17 protein-coding genes are annotated in these 19,513 nt (G+C 71.7%); 14 read left to right on the forward strand and 3 right to left on the reverse strand.

Going from position 1 to position 19,513, the window contains the following annotated elements:
* The first annotated feature begins 109 nt into the window (after nt 1–109).
* On the forward strand, nt 110–1,273 hold the full coding sequence (locus OE229_RS05015) for a baeRF2 domain-containing protein (RefSeq protein ID WP_182064559.1): 1,164 nt from the start codon (nt 110–112) through the stop codon (nt 1,271–1,273).
* A gap of 137 nt (nt 1,274–1,410) precedes the next feature.
* Here the strand turns inward: OE229_RS05015 and OE229_RS05020 are convergent, their stop codons facing one another.
* On the reverse strand, nt 1,411–2,622 hold the full coding sequence (locus OE229_RS05020; protein WP_262140026.1) for an MFS transporter: 1,212 nt from the start codon (nt 2,620–2,622) through the stop codon (nt 1,411–1,413).
* A 98-nt stretch (nt 2,623–2,720) separates the two neighbouring features.
* Between OE229_RS05020 and OE229_RS05025 the strand changes: the two genes are divergently transcribed.
* Complete coding sequence (locus OE229_RS05025; RefSeq protein WP_231495634.1) at nt 2,721–3,422, forward strand: GntR family transcriptional regulator; 702 nt, start codon at nt 2,721–2,723, stop codon at nt 3,420–3,422.
* 77 nt (nt 3,423–3,499) lie between these two features.
* On the opposite strand, the gene OE229_RS05030 is transcribed toward OE229_RS05025, so the two are convergent.
* Entirely contained in the window at nt 3,500–3,649 is a 150-nt protein-coding gene (locus OE229_RS05030) for a hypothetical protein (protein ID WP_182064561.1), read from the reverse strand.
* A 228-nt stretch (nt 3,650–3,877) separates the two neighbouring features.
* Here OE229_RS05030 and OE229_RS05035 point away from each other — a divergent pair, with 228 nt between their 5' ends.
* From OE229_RS05035 to OE229_RS05065, 7 genes are all read left to right on the forward strand, one after another.
* On the forward strand, nt 3,878–4,978 hold the full coding sequence (locus OE229_RS05035) for a LacI family DNA-binding transcriptional regulator (protein WP_182064562.1): 1,101 nt from the start codon (nt 3,878–3,880) through the stop codon (nt 4,976–4,978).
* 245 nt (nt 4,979–5,223) lie between these two features.
* The gene (locus OE229_RS05040; protein ID WP_262140027.1) at nt 5,224–6,966 is read left to right on the forward strand and encodes an ABC transporter substrate-binding protein; all 1,743 of its coding nucleotides are present in this window, start codon (nt 5,224–5,226) and stop codon (nt 6,964–6,966) included.
* On the forward strand, nt 6,963–7,943 hold the full coding sequence (locus OE229_RS05045; RefSeq protein WP_111039412.1) for an ABC transporter permease: 981 nt from the start codon (nt 6,963–6,965) through the stop codon (nt 7,941–7,943). The genes OE229_RS05040 and OE229_RS05045 overlap by 4 nt, the downstream gene beginning before the upstream one ends.
* Entirely contained in the window at nt 7,940–8,890 is a 951-nt protein-coding gene (locus tag OE229_RS05050) for an ABC transporter permease (RefSeq protein ID WP_262140028.1), read from the forward strand. Before OE229_RS05045 ends, OE229_RS05050 begins: the two co-directional genes overlap by 4 nt.
* On the forward strand, nt 8,887–10,683 hold the full coding sequence (locus OE229_RS05055) for an ABC transporter ATP-binding protein (RefSeq protein WP_259362665.1): 1,797 nt from the start codon (nt 8,887–8,889) through the stop codon (nt 10,681–10,683). Before OE229_RS05050 ends, OE229_RS05055 begins: the two co-directional genes overlap by 4 nt.
* Nucleotides 10,680–11,552, forward strand: coding sequence for an alpha/beta fold hydrolase (locus OE229_RS05060; RefSeq protein ID WP_182064564.1), 873 nt, complete (start codon nt 10,680–10,682; stop codon nt 11,550–11,552). The genes OE229_RS05055 and OE229_RS05060 overlap by 4 nt, the downstream gene beginning before the upstream one ends.
* A gap of 24 nt (nt 11,553–11,576) precedes the next feature.
* A complete protein-coding gene (locus tag OE229_RS05065; protein ID WP_396136829.1) occupies nt 11,577–12,773 on the forward strand; it encodes a glycoside hydrolase family 1 protein in 1,197 nt (398 codons plus the stop codon).
* A gap of 108 nt (nt 12,774–12,881) precedes the next feature.
* Here OE229_RS05065 and OE229_RS05070 read toward each other — a convergent pair whose 3' ends face one another.
* A complete protein-coding gene (locus OE229_RS05070; protein ID WP_262140031.1) occupies nt 12,882–14,069 on the reverse strand; it encodes an ankyrin repeat domain-containing protein in 1,188 nt (395 codons plus the stop codon).
* 144 nt (nt 14,070–14,213) lie between these two features.
* Here OE229_RS05070 and OE229_RS05075 point away from each other — a divergent pair, with 144 nt between their 5' ends.
* The 5 genes from OE229_RS05075 to OE229_RS05095 are packed head-to-tail and all read left to right on the forward strand — an operon-like array spanning nt 14,214 to nt 19,512.
* Nucleotides 14,214–14,834, forward strand: a complete 621-nt coding sequence (locus OE229_RS05075) for an acyltransferase (RefSeq protein ID WP_182064566.1) — start codon at nt 14,214–14,216, stop codon at nt 14,832–14,834.
* Entirely contained in the window at nt 14,831–15,928 is a 1,098-nt protein-coding gene (locus tag OE229_RS05080; protein ID WP_262140032.1) for a DegT/DnrJ/EryC1/StrS family aminotransferase, read from the forward strand. Before OE229_RS05075 ends, OE229_RS05080 begins: the two co-directional genes overlap by 4 nt.
* Nucleotides 15,925–16,941 carry a Gfo/Idh/MocA family protein gene (locus OE229_RS05085; RefSeq protein WP_209132974.1) on the forward strand — a complete coding sequence of 339 codons (1,017 nt, stop codon included), beginning with the start codon at nt 15,925–15,927 and terminating at the stop codon, nt 16,939–16,941. Before OE229_RS05080 ends, OE229_RS05085 begins: the two co-directional genes overlap by 4 nt.
* On the forward strand, nt 16,938–18,245 hold the full coding sequence (locus OE229_RS05090; RefSeq protein ID WP_262140034.1) for a nucleotide sugar dehydrogenase: 1,308 nt from the start codon (nt 16,938–16,940) through the stop codon (nt 18,243–18,245). The genes OE229_RS05085 and OE229_RS05090 overlap by 4 nt, the downstream gene beginning before the upstream one ends.
* A 4-nt stretch (nt 18,246–18,249) precedes the next feature.
* Nucleotides 18,250–19,512: a lipopolysaccharide biosynthesis protein gene (locus tag OE229_RS05095; protein WP_262140036.1), complete on the forward strand. Its 1,263-nt coding sequence runs from the start codon at nt 18,250–18,252 to the stop codon at nt 19,510–19,512.
* Nucleotide 19,513 lies beyond the last annotated feature (1 nt).

A 19,513-nucleotide genomic window follows, 5' to 3' on the forward strand; every position in this document is an offset into this window, starting at 1 on the left:
TGGGTGTTCCCTCCCGACTGCGGACGAGCGCAGGTCGACGGGTGGAGTGTTGTCGCACGTGAGAGCGCCGGGGCTCATCGGCTCCGGCATCCGTCCGAGAGGAGCTGCCATGACGTCGACCAACGCGACGAGCGAACTGCACCGGATCCTGGGAGAGCGGCTGGAGGGCGGAGGCACCTGGGCCTGGGCGTACGCCGACGTCTCGGGCAACGTCGAAGACCCACGACGGCAGGCGGCACTCCGACTGCGCGGGATCGAGGAGACCCTCCGTGCGCAGGGCGCGTCCGACGCGGTCGTCGACCTGGTCGCCGCCGAGTTCGAGCAGGAGCCGGGCGTCCCGTCGCCGGTCGCGCGCTACGTCCTGGTGCACGACGACGTCGTGGTGCTGAGCGAGGTCCTGCCCGGGCACCTGCACGGACCGGAGTCCGTGGGGGTCGGTGCCGTGCCGGACCTGGTGCCGCTCGTCGCCCACCGCCCGGTCGACCTGCCGTTCCTGGTGGTCCACGCCGGCAAGGAGGGCGGGGCGTTCCGCGCCTACCGCCTCGGGCACGCGCCGGTCGCGGGGAACACGTCCGAGCAGCAGGTCCAGGGTCGCAACGACACCCTGCACTACGCGAAGGCCGGCACCGGGTGGAAGCAGCCGCACTGGCAGCAGCACACCGAGGAGATCTGGAAGCAGAACTCGTCGGAGACCGCGGCCGCCGTCGACGAGACCGTACGGACGATCCGCCCCGGTCTGGTCGTCGTCGCCGGTGACGTCACCGCGCGCGAGCTGCTGGTGAAGGCGTTCTCGGCCGAGACCCGGGCGCTCGTCTCGGTCTTCCCCGGTGATCCCCGCGCGGACGCCGCAGCGAAGCAGGCGTTCGTCGAGCACGTCGAGACCGCGCTCGCCCGTGTCGTCGCCACTCGTCGCCACGACCTCGAGGATGCGCTCCGCACCCACGTCGGCCGCGGCGACAACCAGGTCGTGACCGGTCTCGGGCCGGTCGTCGAGGCGCTGCAGCAGGCCCAGGGCGCCACGATCGCGCTCGACGCGGTGGCCGTCGGGGACCGGACGCTGCTCGCGTTGGCGGGGGCGCCCTGGGTCGCGACCGCGCCGGAGCAGGCCGTCGGTGTGCCGGTCATCGCCGCCGTCCCCGCCGTGTGCGCGCTCGTCCGTGCGGCGGTGCTGACGGATGCGGAGCTCGTGCTCGTCAACGCCGCGTCCCTGCCCGCAGGTGCCCCCGCGGCCGCGCTGCTCCGCTGGCCGGTCGGTCCGGTGGTCCCCGCGTGAGCCGGAGTTCGAGCTGACCTGGTCGAAACGGGCGTACCTGGTCGAAACGGGCGTACCTGGTCGGTTCTTCCGACCGGGTACGCCCGTTCCGGCAAGGCATCGCACGTGTCCTGGGAAGGAACGAACGGGGTGAGGAGTCAGTCGTGCGAGCGGTCGCGGCTGGGCACCAGCGGGACCGCCAGCAGCGGGAGCACCGCCACGATGCCGAACGACGCCGCGAAGCCGAGCGCACCGACCAGGGCGCCGATGCCCGGACCGACGGCGCTCGCCGCGATGAACTGCCCGGTGTTCTGCGCCCCGAGTGCCCGGCCCGACCAGAACGGTCCCGCCGCCTCGGCGACCGACGTGTAGGCCAGCCCGTTGTCCGCGACCGTCACACTCGTCGCGAGCACCAGGAACACCCCGGCCCCGGCCAGGTGCGTCGCGTCGACGACCGCGAGCACCGCCATCACCCCCGCGGCGCTCACCGCGACGATGCGCAGGGGTCCGACGCGCGATCCGGCACGGTCGCTCCAGCCACCGACCAGGATCCGGCCGATCGCCCCGACGAACTGCGCAGCGCCGACGAGCAGCCCGGCCGCCGGTGTCGACCAGCCGAGGCCCACGAGCCAGACCAGCCCGTACGTCGACAGCGTGAACTGCGGCACCACGAGCAGGACCGAGACCGCGTGCACCCGCCACAGGAAGCCGCTCGACCGGTAGGGGTTCGCGGTCATCGTCGTCGCGACCGTGGCCCGGGCCGGGCGTGGCGGGTCGGTGATCCCGATCGTGCAGCAGACGGCGAGCACCGCGCACAGCACGATCGGCAGGACCAGGGCCGCGCGGATCCCGGAGGCCTCGGCGAACTGCGGCACCGTGACCGCCGCGAGCGTCACCCCGAGCGGCTGTGACATCTGTCGGATGCCCATCGCGAGCCCCCGGCGCTCCTTCGGGAACCACCCCACCACGACCCGGCCGCTCGCCGCGTTCGTCGAGGCACTCGTCATGCCGCCGGCCAGGAACGCCGACCCGAGCAGCACCGGGTCGCCCGCAGCCAGCCAGGCAGCGACCACGGCCAGCGTGGTGAGCACGAGGCCGCCGGCGATGACGACGCGCTCGCCGAACCGGTCGGTGATCGCACCCCAGGCGATGAGCGTCAGGACCATGCCGAACGTCGGAGCAGCGGCGAGCAGCCCGGCGGCCGGCAGGGACGTACCGCGGCTGAGCAGGTGGGGGATGAGGAGCGCCGGCGCGGACACGACGAGCGTCCCCGCCGCCTGGGCCGCGACCCCGAGGGCGAGCATCGTCCAGGCGCGGGCGGAGACCGGCGGCGTCGTGGTCGATCTCGGCGCGGCGTCGGTCGTGGGCATGGGTCGTCTCGGCCGTTCGTCGTCGTTCCATCGCGGAACGGTTTGGTATACCAGAACGGTATACCATTCCCGCCGTCACGCCGCTAGGCTTGTCCGCCGTGACCGACACGACCGACGCCGCGCCCGTGTCGCAGACGGCCCAGCTCTACGACAACCTGCGCGCAGCCATCCTGACCCTCGACATCGCACCGGGGGAGCGCATCTCGGAGCGCGGGCTCGAGGCACGGTTCCACGCCTCGCGCACGCCGGTCCGCGCCGCACTGTCGCGGCTCGAGCGCGAGGGACTCATCCTGCACGAGGGCCGCTCGTGGACGGTCACCCCGATCGACCTCGACGAGATCGCCTCGCTCGCCGAACTCCGCGGCATCCTCGAGCCCGCTGCCGTCCGGTTGGCCGTCCAGCGCGCCACCCCGGAGCAGCTGGCCGAGGTCCGCGGGCACCTCGACGCGCTCCGGCCCACCCCCGACCAGCAAGCCGGTATCCGCATGGGGTCGACGTTCCACCTCGACCTCGCCGCGCTCGGTGGCAACCGGTTCGTCACCGACGCCATCGCCGATGCCCTGACGCGGCTCGAGCGCACGCGCTGGATCGAGGTCCGCACGCCCGAGGCCCGCGACGCCGCCTGGGACGAGCACAGCGCCATCATCGACGCGGTGCGCGACGGTGACGCCGACCGCGCAGCGGAACTCGTGGCCGCCCACGTGGCCGGCACGAACGACCGGCTCCTCAGCTGGATCGCGCAGGAGCGCCGACGCCTGCGCGGGGCGGGCATGACGATCGTGGGCGCGACCGAGGGGTGAGTGCCCGCGGACGTGAGCGGTCTGCGGGCGTGTCCCGGGCCTCCTGGCCGTGTCCGGGGGAGGCCGGGCGCGAGTTGCTAGCGCAGGTCCGTCGTCTCCTGCGGTGCGTCGGCGTCGTCGAACGTGCTGATCGAACCCGTGTGTTCGAGCAGCGCGTCGCGCACCTCGGCCTCGTCGTGGCTCGCGCGGAGTGCGAGCTTGCTCCCGGAACGTGTCGACTGCGACATGTCGTGTCCTTCCCCTGCGTGTGGGCAACCTGTTCGGTGCGGGCACACGGCCCGCTGGTGCGCTTCCTCACGGGACGTACTGAGGTCGGAACAGTGTCGCGCGGCCCGCGCTCTCCCGCAAGCGTCCCCGGCGCCCTGTGGAGGACTCCCGGCACAGGGCATGCCTAGGATGGTCCGGCCGCACAGCGCGAGGCGCGGCACCAGCGGACGTCGAAGGGGAGGCACGGGTTGGCCGACCAGCGCACCGCACCTCCCACGGTCTACGACGTCGCCTCGGCGGCCGGCGTCTCCATCGCCACCGTCTCGCGTGTGCTCCGCACGCCCGACGCCGTCCGTGAGGGCACCCGGGACCGCGTGCAGGCGGCGATCCGGAGCCTCGGCTACGTCCCGTCCGGCAACGCCCGGGCCCTCGCCGGCAAGCGCACCGGCGTCGTCGGGCTCCTGCTGCCCGGGTTCGACGTGGTGCCCGACGAGCGCCCGGACCTGGTCACCGACGGCGGCGTCCGCGTGGTCGACGACCGGCGCCACGTGACGCAGCCGTTCTCGTCCAACCTGTACTTCGACGAGGTCCTGCGCGGTGCCGAGACCGAGGCCTGGCAGCGGGGGCTCGCGCTCATGGTGGCCGCCGGGCGGGGCTCGTCACGCGACGTCATCGTGAACGACGTCGCCGGCCGGGTCGACGGGCTCGCCGTGCTGGCGCAGACCGTGCCCGACGACCTGCTCGAGCACGTCGCCCGCCGCATCCCCGTCGTGGTGCTCGCCGACGACCGGCGCTCGCACGGGTTCGACTCGGTGAGCGTGGACAACGCCGCGGGCATGCGGACCCTGGCGTCGCACGTGATCGGGCGCCTGGGTATCCGGTCCCTCGCGTACGTCGCGGGCCCGATCGACTCGCCCGACGACATGGAGCGCTCGGCGGGCTTCCGCGCGGCGCTGGCCGACCACGGGGTGCCGGCCTCGGCGGTGCGCACCGTGCACGGCGACTTCGGGCGGGCTCGGGCGCGGGAGCTCGCGGTGTCGCTGCTGGCAGACGACGTCCCGCGCGCCGTCGTCTGCTCGAACGACCAGTCCGCGCTCGGGGTGCTCGACGCCGCCGCTGCCAGGGGGCTCCGCGTCCCCGAGGACCTCGTCGTGACCGGGTTCGACGGCATCGACGCCGGGCGGTTCTCGGCGCCGCGCCTGACGACCGTGCACCAGCCGATGGGGGCCCTCGGGCGTGCCGCCGTCCAGGCGATCGTCGACCGGCTGGAGCGCCGCGAGGGGCCGCCGCGCGCCGTGCGCCTGCCCGTCGAGGTGCTGCTGCGCGAGAGCTGCCCGCCCGCGCTGTAGGCGTGCGACGCCTCGCACCGTGCGAGGGGCGTGTGGTGCGAGCTTCCGTGTTCGGTGCGAGCCTCGCGACCTCGCACCACGGACGGAACCTCGCACCACGCGCGACGACCCTCGCACCGTGCGGCGCCCCGCGCCGACGACACCTCGCACGGTGCCACCCCGCAAAACAACACCCGCGCTTGCACGCTGCGATGTAAGCGCATACATTGAGCAGGTACCGAATCGACATGGAGGTCGACCGAGCAATGACGCTTCCCCCACAGCGCACGCGCGGCACGCGCGACCCGGGCCCCCGCCGCCGAGGCCGCCTCGTCGCGGCCATCGCCGGCCTCGCCGCAGTGGCCCTCGTGGCCACCGGCTGCAGCATCCAGGTCCGATCCGAACCCGATCCCACCATCGGCAAGGACACGATGCTCATCAACGCGGACCGCGGCAACCCGCTGTTCGACCGCAACTTCAACCCGTACATCGCGAACGCCCGCACGGCCTCCAAGTGGATGTACGAGCCCCTCATCGAGGTGAACCCCCTCGACGGCAAGCGCAACCCGTGGCTCGCCAGCGCGTGGAGCCAGCCCGACGCGAAGACCATCGACATGACGATCCGATCGGGCGTCGAGTGGTCCGACGGTTCGCCGTTCAGCGCGAAGGACGTCGTCTTCACCTTCGACCTGCTCAAGAAGTTCCCCGCCATGGACGTCAAGGGCGCCTGGCAGCACATCAAGAGCATCGAGCAGGACGGCGACCACGTCGTCTTCCACCTCAAGAGCGAGGACGTCCCGAGCCTGACGATCATCGGGCAGACGTACATCCTCGGCGAGGACCACTGGGGCGGCGTGAAGGACCCGACGACCTGGCGCGACCCGAACCCGGTCGGCACCGGGCCGTTCGTCCTCGGCAACTACACCGACCAGCAGTACTCGATGGACAAGAACCCGAAGTACTGGCAAGCGGACAAGATCGCCATCAAGCACCTCATCCTGCCGGCGACGAACACGCAGCTCGACACCGTCACCCGCGGCTACGACTGGGCGTACTCGTTCATCTCCGACGTCAAGGGCACCTGGGGTGCCGCGTCGAAGACGAACGAGTGGTGGTTCCCGGCCGGCGGTGTGATCGGCCTCATCCCGAACCTCACGAAGGCGCCGTACAACGACGTCAACGTCCGCCGGGGCATCTCGCTCGCGCTGGACCGTGACGCCATCGCCGAGACCGCGTCCGAGGGCAACCTGTCGGCGGCGGGTCAGACCGGCCTGATCCTGCCGAACCAGGAGCGGTACCTCAACCCGGACATCCCCGACCAGGGCATGATCACCCAGGACACGAAGGCGGCGCTCGCCAGCCTCGCGAAGTCCGGTTACACCGTGCAGGGCGGCAAGGTCGTCAAGGACGGCAAGCAGCTCGCGATCACGATCATGACCGCGAACGGCTACTCCGACTGGCTCCGCGCCGCGCAGGAGGTCCGCCGCGAACTGACGGCCATCGGCATCAAGGTGACGATCCAGGCGCCGCAGCCCGCCGGGTACCAGCAGAACATCAACAACGGCACGTTCGACATGGCGATGGGCGGCATGGGCAACGGTGACGTCTACCAGGCGTTCAACTCCCTGCTCAGCAGCGAGTTCTACCAGCCCGTCGGCAAGTCGACCGTGAACAACTACGAGCGGTACAAGAACGCCGACACCCAGAAGCTCCTCGACGAGTACAAGGCGACGACGGACACCGCGAAGCAGCAGGAGATCCTCGACCAGCTGCAGCAGACCGTCTACGACGAGCTCCCCGTCATCGGCATGTACTACGGCGGGCTCTGGGGCCTGTTCAACACCGGCAAGTTCGTCGGCTGGCCGAGCGCGAAGGACCCCTACATGGCACCGCAGAACTACGACTCGGCACCGCTGCTCATCTTCACCAAGCTCCGTCTGCGCGACAGCGCCGCCGGCGAGCAGATCCTGCAGGAGCAGGACGGCGCGCAGCAGGAGGACCAGAAGTGAAGTACATCCTCCAGAAACTCGTCCTCTTCGTCCTGACCCTCTGGGCCGCGGTCACGCTGAACTTCGTGCTCCCGCGCCTGATGCCCGGCAGCCCGGCCGACGCCGCGCTCGCGAAGCTCAGCCAGAACGGCCCGGTCACCGACGCCACAAAGAAGGCCATCGAGGCCCAGCTCGGGGTGCCGACCGGCAACCTCTGGGACCAGTACGTCAGCTACCTGCACCAGGTCATCACCCTCGACTTCGGCACGAGCTACACGTTCTACCCGCAGCCCGTCGGTGACCTCGTGTCGAAGGCCCTGCCCTACACGCTGATCCTGGTCGGGGTCGTCACGATCCTGGCGTTCGTCCTCGGCACCCTGATCGGTGTCGCGGCGGCATGGAAGCGCGGCACCTGGCTCGACTCGCTCCCCACCCTGTCGGGCAGCTTCATGTCGACGTTCCCGTACTTCTGGACCGCCCTGTTGCTGCTGTTCTTCCTCGGCTACGTGCTGCACTGGTTCCCGACCACGGGCGCCTACTCCGCCACGACGACCCCGGGCCTGAACGGTGCGTTCGTCGGCGACGCCCTGCAGCACGCGGTGCTACCGGCGGTCACGATCCTGGTGACGAGCCTCGGTGGCTGGATCATCGGCATGCGCAACGCGATGATCAACACCCTCGGTGACGACTACGTGACCTTCGCCGAGGCCAACGGCCTCCGCGGGCGCACCGTCGCCATCCGCTACGCGGCCCGCAACGCGATCCTGCCGAACCTGACCGGATTCGGTCTGGCGCTCGGTGGCGTGGTCGGCGGTTCCGTCCTGGTCGAGCAGGTCTTCGGCTACCCGGGCATCGGCTACCTGCTGTTCAACGCCGTGATCGGGCAGGACTACCCGCTCATGCAGGCCCTCTTCCTGATGATCACCGTGTCGGTGCTCATCGCCAACTTCATCGTGGACGTCATGTACGGCGTCCTGGACCCGAGGACGCGTCGATGACCAACACCACCACTCCGGACGCCACAGTCGCAGTCCGCACGCAAGAAGAAGAACAGCACGCCCCGAGCAAGCTCCGCGCCGCCGTCCGCCAGTTCGGCGTCGTCTGGTCGAACAAGAAGGCCCGGATCGGCATCATCATCCTCGGCGTCTTCGTGTTCGTCGCGGTCTTCGCCCCGCTCCTGGCCCCGTACGGCGCCAGCCAGAACGGCTTCGCCCGGTCCGCCGACGCGACGCCCGACCACTGGATGGGCACCACCGCCGCCGGCGAGGACGTCCTGTCTCAGATCATCTACGGCGCACGGATCTCGGTCATGGTCGGCGCGGTCGCGGGCATCCTGTCCACGCTCGTCGCCGTCGCGATCGGCCTCAGCTGGGGCTACGTCCGCGGCTGGATCGCCGAGGTCATCGGGTTCATCGTGAACCTGTTCCTCGTCATCCCGGGTCTGCCCCTGATGATCGTCATCGCTGCGTACCTGCAGAACGGCGGCATCGCGGTGATCATCGCGGTCATCGTCGTGACCGGATGGGCGTGGGGCGCTCGCGTGCTCCGCTCGCAGACGCAGTCGCTGCGCGGTCGGGACTTCGTCACCGCCGCCCAGTTCTCCGGCGACGGCGCGACCCGCATCGTCTTCCGCGAGATCCTGCCGAACATGACGAGCCTCATCGTCGGCAGCTTCTTCGGGGCCGCCACCAGCGCGATCCTCGCCGAGGCGGGCCTCGAGTTCCTCGGGCTCGGCGACTCGTCGATCGTCAGCTGGGGCACGATCCTCTACTGGGCCCAGAACTCGAACGCGCTCCTCACCGGGCAGTGGATCCTGCTGTTCGCGCCGGGTCTCTGCATCGCGCTGCTCGCGATGAGCCTCACCCTGATCAACTTCGGCGTCGACGCCGTGTCCAACCCGCGGCTGCGCGAGGGCGCGCGGCCCCGTAAGGAGAAGCGCGCATGAGCGGCTCGCCAGAAACGCACCCCGCAGACGGCCTGGAGGCGCCCACCGGCGCCGCCACGCGCCTCCCCTCCGACGCCACGAGCGCCACGCAGGATGTCCTGCTCGACGTGCGCGACCTGTCGGTCGTCTACGAGTCGGCCGGCCAGACGGCCGTCCAGGCCGTCGACCACGTGTCGTTCCAGCTCAGGAAGGGTGAGTTCGTCGGCCTGGTCGGCGAGTCCGGTTCGGGCAAGTCGACGCTCGGCTACGCGCTGACCCGGCTGCAGAAGCCGCCGGCGCGCACCAACGGCGGCAGCATCGTCTTCGCGGGCAAGGACATCCGCGACCTCGACGACGAAGCCCTGCGCCAGCAGCGGCAGGGTGGCTTCGCGATGGTGCTGCAGTCCGGCATGAACGCGCTCAACCCGGTGCGCACCATCCGGAACCACTTCATCGACGTCTTCAAGGCACACGGCCACGTGCCGCGCGACCGCTGGGACGCGCGGATGAAGGAGCTCATCGAGAAGGTGAAGCTGCCGGCCTCGATGCTCGCCCGGTTCCCCGGAGAGCTCTCCGGCGGCATGCGGCAGCGCGTCTCCATCGCCCTGGCGCTCTCGCTCGAACCGCAGCTCATGGTGTTCGACGAGCCGACGACGGCGCTCGACGTCCTGGTGCAGCACGCGGTGATGGACACGATCATCGAGCTCCAGCGCACCGAGGGCTTCACGGCGATCCTGATCAGCCACGACCTCGGCATCGTCCTCGAGGCCACCGAGCGCGTCCTCGTCATGCACGAGGGCCGCATCGTCGAGGACGGCGGCTCCCGCGAGATCCTCCGCGACCCGCAGGACGAGTACACGCAGATGCTCCTGTCGCACTACGCCGACCCGCGCGCCGAGGTCGTCTCGCTCCCCGGGTTCCCGGATCGATCGCTCCGCGACCCGTCGGCCACCCGACAGGAGACCACCAGCTCGTTCAGCACCGTCGGGTCCCGCGAGCGCAGTGCCGCCCGCAACCCGATCGTCGTCGACCACATCGTGAAGACCTACCCGGCACCCCGCCGCGGCGAGCAGCCGGTGCAGGCCGTGCGCGACGTGTCGTTCACCCTGGAGCCCGGGCAGTCGCTCGCCCTGGTCGGCCAGTCCGGTTCGGGCAAGTCGACCATCGCGAAGCTGCTCACCGGCGTCGAGAAGCCGACCACCGGCACCGTCCGGTTCGGCGACCTCGACGTCGCCCGCCTCGGCAAGCGCGGCCTGCGGGACCTGCGCTCCGAGGTCCAGATGGTGTTCCAGGACCCGTACTCGGCGCTCAACCCGCTGCACACGGTCGAGTACACGCTGTCCCGGCCGATCGCGAACTACACCGGCTTGACCGGCCGTGATGCCCGGCGCCGGGTGCTCGAGCTGCTCGAGACGGTGGGGCTCACCCCCGTGGAGCAGTTCGCGCAGAAGCTCCCGCACCAGCTCTCCGGCGGGCAACGGCAGCGCGTGGTGATCGCCAGGGCGCTCGCCAGCGACCCGCAGGTGATCATCGCCGACGAACCGGTCTCGATGCTCGACGTGACGCTGCGTGCCGGTGTGCTCGCGCTGCTCGAGGACCTCCGCGAGCAGTGGGGCGTCTCGCTCCTCTACATCACGCACGACCTGCTGAGTGCGCGGCTCATCACGGACGACATCATGGTGCTCCACGAGGGCGCCGTCGTCGAACGCGGTCACACGGCCCAGGTGCTGCAGGATCCGCAGGACCCGTACACGATCGCCCTCCTCGACGCCGTGCCGAACCCGCGGCGCACGCTCGTGGAAGGACGACCATGACCACCCTGCACGACTTCCCGACGGTCCCGCCGTTCGGGCACCTGCCCACCCCGGACGGCGTCGACGTCGTCGGGATCGACGTCCCGGTCGGGCGGCTGACGGCCTACCGGATCGTGCCCGAGGGGGTGTCGAAGGGCACCGTGCTCATCGTCCCCGGCTACACCGGCTCGAAGGAGGACTGGCGGACCTTCCTGCCCGTCCTCCGCGACGCCGGGTGGACCGCGGTCGCGATCAGCCGGCGGGGTCAGGCCGACTCGGCCGCGCCGACCGAGCCGCGGGACTACTCCCTCGACGAAGAAGCCGCCGACGTCGTCCGGGTCGCGCGCCTGCTCGACGACGGCGCCCCCGTGCACCTGGTCGGGCACTCGCTCGGCGGTGTGATCGTCCGGGCCGCCGCGCTCCAGGACCCGACGGCGTTCCGCGACGTCGTGCAGTTCTGCTCCGGGCCGCACGGCTGGCCGTACCGCAAGGTCGCCGAGCTGACGATCCTGCACGACACCGGCGGGAACCTTCGGCAGCTGTTCGACTCGACGAACCCGCTCTGGGCGGGCCGGCCCGACGAGGAGCTGCCCGACGACGTCCGGATGGTCCGGGACCGCTTCGACGCGACGAGCCCGCTCAGCGTCGTCGCCGGTGGCCACATCCTCGAGGACCACACCGACGCCTCCGACGCCCTGCGCGCCACGGGCCTGCCGGTCCTCGTCGCCCACGGCGAGTGGGACAACGCCTGGCCGATCCCGTGGCAGCGGGCGATGGCCGAGCAGACCGGTGCCGAGTACGTCGTCATCCCCGCGAGCTACCACGGCCCCCAGGTCGAGAACCCGCTCGGGACGGTCGCCGTCTTCGACGCATTCCTGAGCCAGCACTGACTCGAACAAGCACTGAAAGGCACCATCATCTCCACGCTGCAGTTCCCCGACGGCTTCCTCTGGGGTGCCGCCACCGCCGCCCACCAGATCGAGGGCAACAACGTCAACAGCAACTGGTGGGTGCACGAGCACGAGCCGGACACCACCATCGTCGAGCCGTCGGGCGACGCGGCGGACAGCTACCACCGGTACCGCGAGGACATCCGCATCGCGGCCGAGCTCGGGCTGAACTCGTACCGGTTCAGCATCGAGTGGGCCCGCATCGAGCCCGAGCGCGGGTTCGTCAGCCGTGCCGAGGTCGATCACTACCGCCGCATGGTCGACGCCTGCCACGAGTTCGGCATCGAACCGATCGTCACCCTCATGCACTTCACCGTGCCGCGCTGGTTCGAACGCGACGGCTTCTGGCGGGCACCCGACGCCGCCGACCTGTTCGCCCGCTACACCGAGGCTGCGCTCCCCGTGGTGCAGGACGGTGTCCGCTACGTCTGCACGATCAACGAGCCGAACATCGCGGCGATGCTCGCCGGCGGCGAGGACGCGGCCAACCTGGTGGCCTTCGGCCTGCCGAACCCGGACCTGGGGGTCGCCGACGCCCTGCTGGCCAGCCACAGGCGGTCGCGCGAGGTCCTGTCACAGGTGTCGGGCCTCCGGTCGGGGTGGACCATCGCGACGCAGGCCTTCAAGTCGTCCGGCGAGCCCGGGGCGGACGCCATGCTCCGCGAGTACGGGTACCCGCGCGACGACTGGTACCTCGAGCAGGCCGCCGGCGACGACTTCCTGGGGGTGCAGGCCTACACCCGCACGTTCATCGGTCCGGACGGGCCCCTGCCCGTGTCGGACGACGTCGAGACGACCCTGACCGGCTGGGAGTTCTACCCCGAGGCCTCGGCCGACGGGCTGCGCAGCGCGTGGGAGCTGTCCGGCGGCGTCCCGCTGATGATCACCGAGAACGGCATCGCCACCGCCGACGACTCCCGCCGGCAGGCGTACACACAGGGCGCCCTCGAGGGCATCCACCGCTGCATCGAGGACGGCATCGAGGTCCTGGGCTACCAGCACTGGTCGCTCCTGGACAACTACGAGTGGGCCTCGGGCTTCCGCCCGACGTTCGGGTTGGTCGCATGGGACCGCGAGACCTTCGAGCGCACGCCGAAGGACTCCGCCCGCTGGTACGGGCGGGTCGCGCGGGCGAACGCCATCGAGCAGGTCACCGTCTAGGACGGTCGACCCCGCAGGCGCGCGGCGGACGGGAGGCCCTGCTCCCGTCCGCCGCGCTTCTGCGCGCCCGGCACATGACCGGGGCACGGGCCGTGGTGCGGGCCGCGGTCAGGCCGCGGCGAGCAGGTCTGCGACGGCCGCCTCGCGGAGCAGCTCCGCGCGGTCCGCGGCGGTCGAGCCCTCGTCGTCGACGGCGTCCCGGTCGACGTCGAGCGACAGCACGACCCGGACCGTGTCGAGGTCGCCGGAGTCGACGGCCGCGATCAGCAGCGTCGCACCCCGTGACCCGCGCGCCCTGGTGTCCGCACCCGCGGTGGCGAGGGCACGCACGATCGCGGCGTGCCCACCCCACGCAGCGCGGACGATCGGGGTGTTGCCGTCGCCGTCACGGGCCTCCAGGTCGGCACCCGCTGCGACCAGCGCGTCGACCGCCCGTCGCGCGTCGCGGTCGATCGCCAGCGTCAGCGGCGTCCGCCCCTCGGTGTCCTCCAGCTGCAGGGTCGCGCCGCGGCGCAGGAGTTCCTCGAGCATCTCGGGGTGGTCGAACCACGCGGCGGCGTGCAGCGGGGCGAAGCCCCAGCGGGGGTCGACGTCGTCGACGTCGCTCGCGTCGTCGGCCAGGTGCAGTCCGCCGAGGTCGCCGGAGGCCGCTGCCCGCACCACCTCGGTCGTCCACTCGACCCAGCCGTCCGGTACCGGGCCGTGCCAGCCGCGTGCCGGGCGTGCCTCGAGGCCGGCGTACACGCTCTCGGCGACGCTCCGGATCGCCACCCGGACGCCCCGGAACCGGATCGCGACCTCGCCGACGGGGGAGATCAGCAGGCGGAGTTCCCAGGCGTCGTGCTCGTTCAGGTACTCGAGCTCGCCCCGGGCGACGTGCGCGTCACCGGCGAGCAGTGCTGCGGCGTCGATGCCCGGCGGGTCGATGACGGCGTCCCGGAGTCGGAGCGACACCCTGGCGTGGTTCCAGCGGCGCCACAGGCCGTCCGAGGTGTCGAGGACCTCGTCGTTGCGCACCACGATGTCGGCGTGCACGACGACCGGGTCGGGCACACCGTGCCCCGGCAGGTCGACGGGTGTCGTCACGTCGTCCTCGTCGGCGTCCGGGTCGACGACGGCGTCGGCGGACTCCACGACCCAGCGTTCGACCCGTGAGTCGGTCCACTTGACGGTCAGGAGCGCGGCGACCGTGGGTGGGGCGTCCTCGAGCAACCGGGTCACGTGTTCGCGCTGGCCGTCGAAGTCCTCGAGGGAGACGTAGCCAACGGAGGGCCAGTTCACTCGACTCCATCGCACGGGACGACACTACCGGCGTCCGGCTGCGGGGCGGGGGCGCGAACCCCTGGCACTCGTGATCATCACGCTTGATATGTCGTACCGGTATATCGTATGGTGGTCCGGCAGCGGAGGTCCCGCCGCGCCTGATCCGGCAGCGCACCCATGACCCCCAGTCCCACCCTCCCGACGGCGTTCATCGCCCCGGCAGCCGTCGTGTCGCCCTCGGCGGACGTCGCTCCCGGAGCCCGCATCTGGGACGACTCCCACGTCGAGGCGCACGCGTCCGTCGGCAGCGAGACCCTCGTCGGTCGCGGCGTCACGATCGGAGCCGGGGTCCGCATCGGTGCTCGCTGCAAGGTCCAGAACGGGGCTCTCGTCTACGGACCGGCGGTCGTCGGCGACGGAGTCTTCATCGGACCCGGTGCCGTCCTCACCAACGACAACACTCCGCGGGCGATCAACCCGGACGGCTCCGTGCAGGACGCCGACGACTGGCGGCCCACGGCCGTCGTCGTCGAGCACGGTGCGTCGATCGGGGCCGGGGCGCTCTGCGTCGCCCCCATCCGCATCGGCCGGTGGGCGATGGTCGCGGCCGGCGCCGTCGTCGTCCACGACGTCCCGGACCACGCGCTCGTCGCCGGGGTCCCCGCGCGCCGCATCGGCTGGGTGAGCCGGACCGGCCGACGGCTGGCGCAGGTCGACGACCACACGCTGGTCTGCACCGAGACCGGTGACCGCTTCCTCCACTCCGAGACCACCGACACGATCGAGGCCATCCGTTGACCACCACACTCGAACTCATCCCCGCGGCGAAGCCCCTCATCGGCCTCGACGAACGCCGCGCCGTCGATGCCGTCCTCGAAAGCGGCGGTCTCGCGCAGGGCCCCGAGGTCGCCGCCTTCGAGCGCGAGTTCGGCGACGTCCTCGTCGCCGGAGCCTCGGTCACCGCGGTCAACAGCGGCACCGCTGCACTGCACCTGGCGCTCGTCGCGCTCGGCATCGGTCCGGGTGACGAGGTCATCGTGCCGTCGTTCACCTTCGCCGCCACGGCCAATGCCGTCCGACTCGTCGGCGCCGAGCCGGTGTTCGTCGACATCGATCCCCTGACCTACTGCGTCGACCCGGCCGCCGTCCGCGCTGCGGTCACCCCGGCGACCCGGGCGGTGATGCCGGTGCACCTCTACGGACACCCGGCCGACATGACCGCGATCGCGCGCATCGCCGAGGAGCACGACCTGCTCGTGGTCGAGGACGCTGCGCAGGCGCACGGAGCCCGGTGGGCGGGCACGCGCGTCGGCAGTTCGTCCGACGCCGCGGCGTTCAGCCTCTACCCCACCAAGAACATGACCGCCGGCGAAGGGGGCATGGTCTCGACCCGCGACGCCGCGGTCGACCGCATGCTCCGGCTGCTGCGCAACCAGGGCATGGAGCAGCGCTACGCGAACGAGGTCATCGGTTTCAACGCGCGGATGACCGACATCCACGCCGCGATCGGGCGCGTGCAGCTCCGCAAGGTCCTGGGGTGGACCGCGCAGCGGCAGGCGAACGCCGCCTACTTCAGCCGCGAGCTCGACGGCGTGGTGACGCCGACGACCGATCCGCGGGCAGAGCACGTCTTCCACCAGTACGTCGTACGGGTGCCCTCGGACCGCGACGGCTTCGCGGCCGCACTCCGCTCCGAGTTCGGGATCGGCTCCGGCGTCTACTACCCGACCCCCGTGCACCGGCTCCCGTCGTTCGGGCACGACCTCGACCTGCCCGAGACGGAGCGTGCGGCGTCCGAGGTCCTCGCGCTGCCGGTGTACCCGACCCTCACGCTCTCGCAACTCGACCGGGTCGTCGAGGCCGTCAACACCCTCGCCGGGGCCGGACGATGAGCGGCGTGCTGCGGGCCGGGGTGATCGGCCTCGGGATGATGGGGCGGCACCACGCCCGGGTCCTCCGGTCGCTCGAGGGGGTCGAACTCGTCGGCGTCGCCGATGCCCTCGGTGACCAGCACGACGTCGCCCAGGGCGTGCCGGTCGTCCGGTCGGTCGGGGAGCTCATCGCGCTCGGCCTCGACACCGCGGTCGTCGCGGTGCCCACTGCGCACCACGAGACCGTCGGTCTGGAACTCGCCGCGGCGGGGGTGCACGCCCTGATCGAGAAGCCCGTCGCGGTCGACGGTCCGGCTGCGGCGCGCCTCGTGGGCGCGTTCGACCGCGCCGGACTCGTCGGCGCGGTGGGGCACATCGAGCGGTACAACCCGGCGTTGCAGGCACTGCGGCAGCGGCTCGACGCCGGCGAGCTGGGCGACGTCTACCAGATCGTCACGCGTCGACAGGGGCCCTTCCCTGCACGGATCGCGGACGTCGGCGTCGTGAAGGACCTCGCCACGCACGACATCGACTCGACGTCGTGGATCGCCCGGTCACCGTTCGTCCACGTCGGTGCGCTCGCGGGGACCAAGAGCGGGCGCCCCCACGAGGACCTCGTCACCGTCACCGGTCGCCTGGCCGACGGCACGCTGACCTCGCACCTCGTGAACTGGCTCACCCCGTACAAGGAGCGCCTGTTGATCGTCACCGGTGACCGCGGCACGTTCGTCGCCGACACCCTCACCGCCGACCTGACCTTCCACGAGAACGGCACCGTCCAGACCGAGTGGGACCAGGTCGCCGCGTTCCGGGGTGTGTCCGAGGGGGCCAGCACCCGGTTCGCCATCAGCAAGCGCGAGCCGCTCCTGGTCGAGCACGAGGCGTTCCGCGACGCCGTGCTCGGGCGGCCGTCGGACATCGTCACCCTCCGCGACGGCCTCCGGACGGTGCTCGTCGCCGAGGCCGTCCTCGAGTCCTCGCGGATCCAGCAGACCGTGCAGCTCGGCACGGACGCCGAAGGAGCAGCAGCATGAACGTCGTCGTCGTCGGTCTCGGCAAGATCGGGCTCCCGCTCGCCGTCCAGTACGCACGGTCCGGTGCCCGCGTCACGGGTCTCGACGTCGCGAGCGGGGTGGTCGACGCGGTGAACGCCGCGACCGAGCCGTTCCCCGGCGAGCACGGGCTCGCCGACGGCCTGCGTGAGGTCGTCCCCGCGGGGCGGCTCCGTGCGACCACTGACGCCGCGGCAGCGATCCCCGGCGCCGACGTCGTCGTGGTCGTCGTGCCCCTCTTCGTGGACGCCGACGGCATCCCCGACTTCGGCTGGATGGACGCCGCCACCGACACGATCGGCGACCACCTGCGACCCGGCACCCTGGTCGCGTACGAGACGACGCTGCCGGTCGGTACGACCCGTGGTCGCTGGGCACCCCGGCTCGAGGCCCGCTCCGGACTCCTCGAGGGGCAGGACTTCCACGTCGTCTTCTCGCCGGAGCGGGTCCTGACCGGCCGGGTGTTCGCCGACCTCCGGCGCTACCCGAAGCTCGTCGGTGGTCTCTCCGACCAGGGCTCGGCGCGCGGCCGGGCGTTCTACGAAGCGGTGCTGCAGTTCGACGAGCGCGACGACCTCGGCCGGCCGAACGGCGTCTGGGACCTCCACACCGCCGAGGCCGCCGAGCTCGCGAAGCTCGCCGAGACCACCTACCGCGACGTCAACATCGCGCTCGCGAACGAGTTCGCCCGGTTCGCCGAACGGCAGTCCATCGACATCGCCGCGGTCATCGACGCGTGCAACTCCCAGCCGTACAGCCACATCCACCGTCCCGGGATCGCGGTCGGCGGTCACTGCATCCCGGTGTACCCGCGGCTGTACCTCTGGAACGACCCGGAGGCCACGGTCGTCCGTGCCGCTCGTGCCAGGAACGCCGCGATGCCGGCCCACGCGGTCGACCTCCTCGGGCGCCTGCACGGGGACCTGCGGGGCCAGCGGGTCGTCGTCCTCGGTGCCGCCTACCGTGGCGGCGTGAAGGAGACCGCGTTCTCCGGGGTCTTCGGCACCGTCGACGCGCTCCGGGCGCACGGCGCAGTGGTGACCGTGTCCGACCCCCTGTACGCCGACGTCGAACTCCGCGGTCTCGGCTTCGAGCCCCACGCCGACGGTGAACCGGTGGACGCGGCGGTCGTGCAGGCCGACCACGCCGAGTACGCGACGTGGGACGAGTCCCGGCTCCCCGGCGTCCGCACGGTCGTCGACGGACGACGGGTCCTCGACGTCGAACGGTGGGCATCCACCACGGTGACCGCGATCGGTGCGCCGCCCGTGGTCCCCGTGGCCTGACGCCGTGCGGTCCTCGCCACGACGGCGGCTCCCGGCGATCGCGACGATCCTCGTCGGCACGGTCCTCGGCCAGGGTCTGGTCGTGGCGATCTCACCGCTGCTGACGCGGCTCTACACCCCGGCGGACTTCGGCACGCTCGCGGTCGTCACAGCGGTCGCGAGCATCCTCGGAGCCGGTGCGACGCTCGGCACCGACCGTGCACTGGTCGTCGCGCACGACCGGGCGACGACCAGCGCGCTGGTCGCACTCGGTCTGTTCTCGACGCTGATCGTCGGCGTCGGCACCGCCGGGGTCGCCTGGGTCCTCCGCGGCGACGCGGCACGGTGGTTCACCGCACCGGCCCTCGAGGACCTGTGGTGGACGGTCCCCGTGACGGTCGTCGCGGTGGGGGCGCAACGGATCGCCTCCGCCGTGCTCGCGCGGCGGCAGCAGCACCGGTCCATCGCCGTGCGCAACGCCTGCCAGGGCATCGGCCAGTCCGTCTGGAACGTGGCGATGGCCGCGGCGGGTCCGGTCGGGTTGGTGGGCGGCCTGGCGGTGGGCCGGATCGCGGCCGTGCTCGGGATGGTCCGGTTCCGGCGAGGCGACGCCGAGCGGACCACCCCTCGGTCGCTCACGGCCGCCGCCCGTCACCACCGGCGGTTCCTCGTCATCACGCCGTGGTCCTCGATGCTGAACGTCGTCGGCCAGCAGGCGCCCGGCTTGCTCATCGCGGCGCTGCACGGCAGCGTCGCCGCAGGCTTCGTCGCCCTCACGATGCGGGTGCTCGGTGCTCCGGTCGGCATGGTCGCGGACGCCACCGCGCAGTACGCCGCCGGGGCGTTCGGACTCCGCATCCGGTCGGGTGATCCGGTGCGCCGGCTCGTCCTGCGGCTCGTCGTGCGTCTCGCCACCGCGGGTGCGGTCGCGGTACTCGTCGTCGTGCTGCTCGGACCCGCCGTGTTCTCGACCGTGTTCGGTGCGGAGTGGGCGGTCTCCGGCACCTACGCGCAGGTCCTCGTCCCGGCGTTCGCGGTCCAGGTCGCCGCATCGCCGGTCACGCAGGTGCTGTCGATGCTGCAGCGGCAGGGTGCGCAGCTGACGTGGGACGCATCGCGTCTCGTGGTGTGCGCCGCCGCGGTGCTCGTGCCCTCCGTGCTCGGGGCCCCGATGCCGGTCGTGCTCGTCGCGCTCGCCTCGGCGATGACCGTCTCCTACGCGGCGGTCCTGCTGCTCGTGGTGCGAGCGACCCGCCAGCACGACGAGATGCTCGGTGTGGTGCCGTGAG

This window comes from Curtobacterium poinsettiae, from assembly GCF_025677645.1.
Taxonomy (GTDB): domain Bacteria; phylum Actinomycetota; class Actinomycetes; order Actinomycetales; family Microbacteriaceae; genus Curtobacterium; species Curtobacterium poinsettiae_A.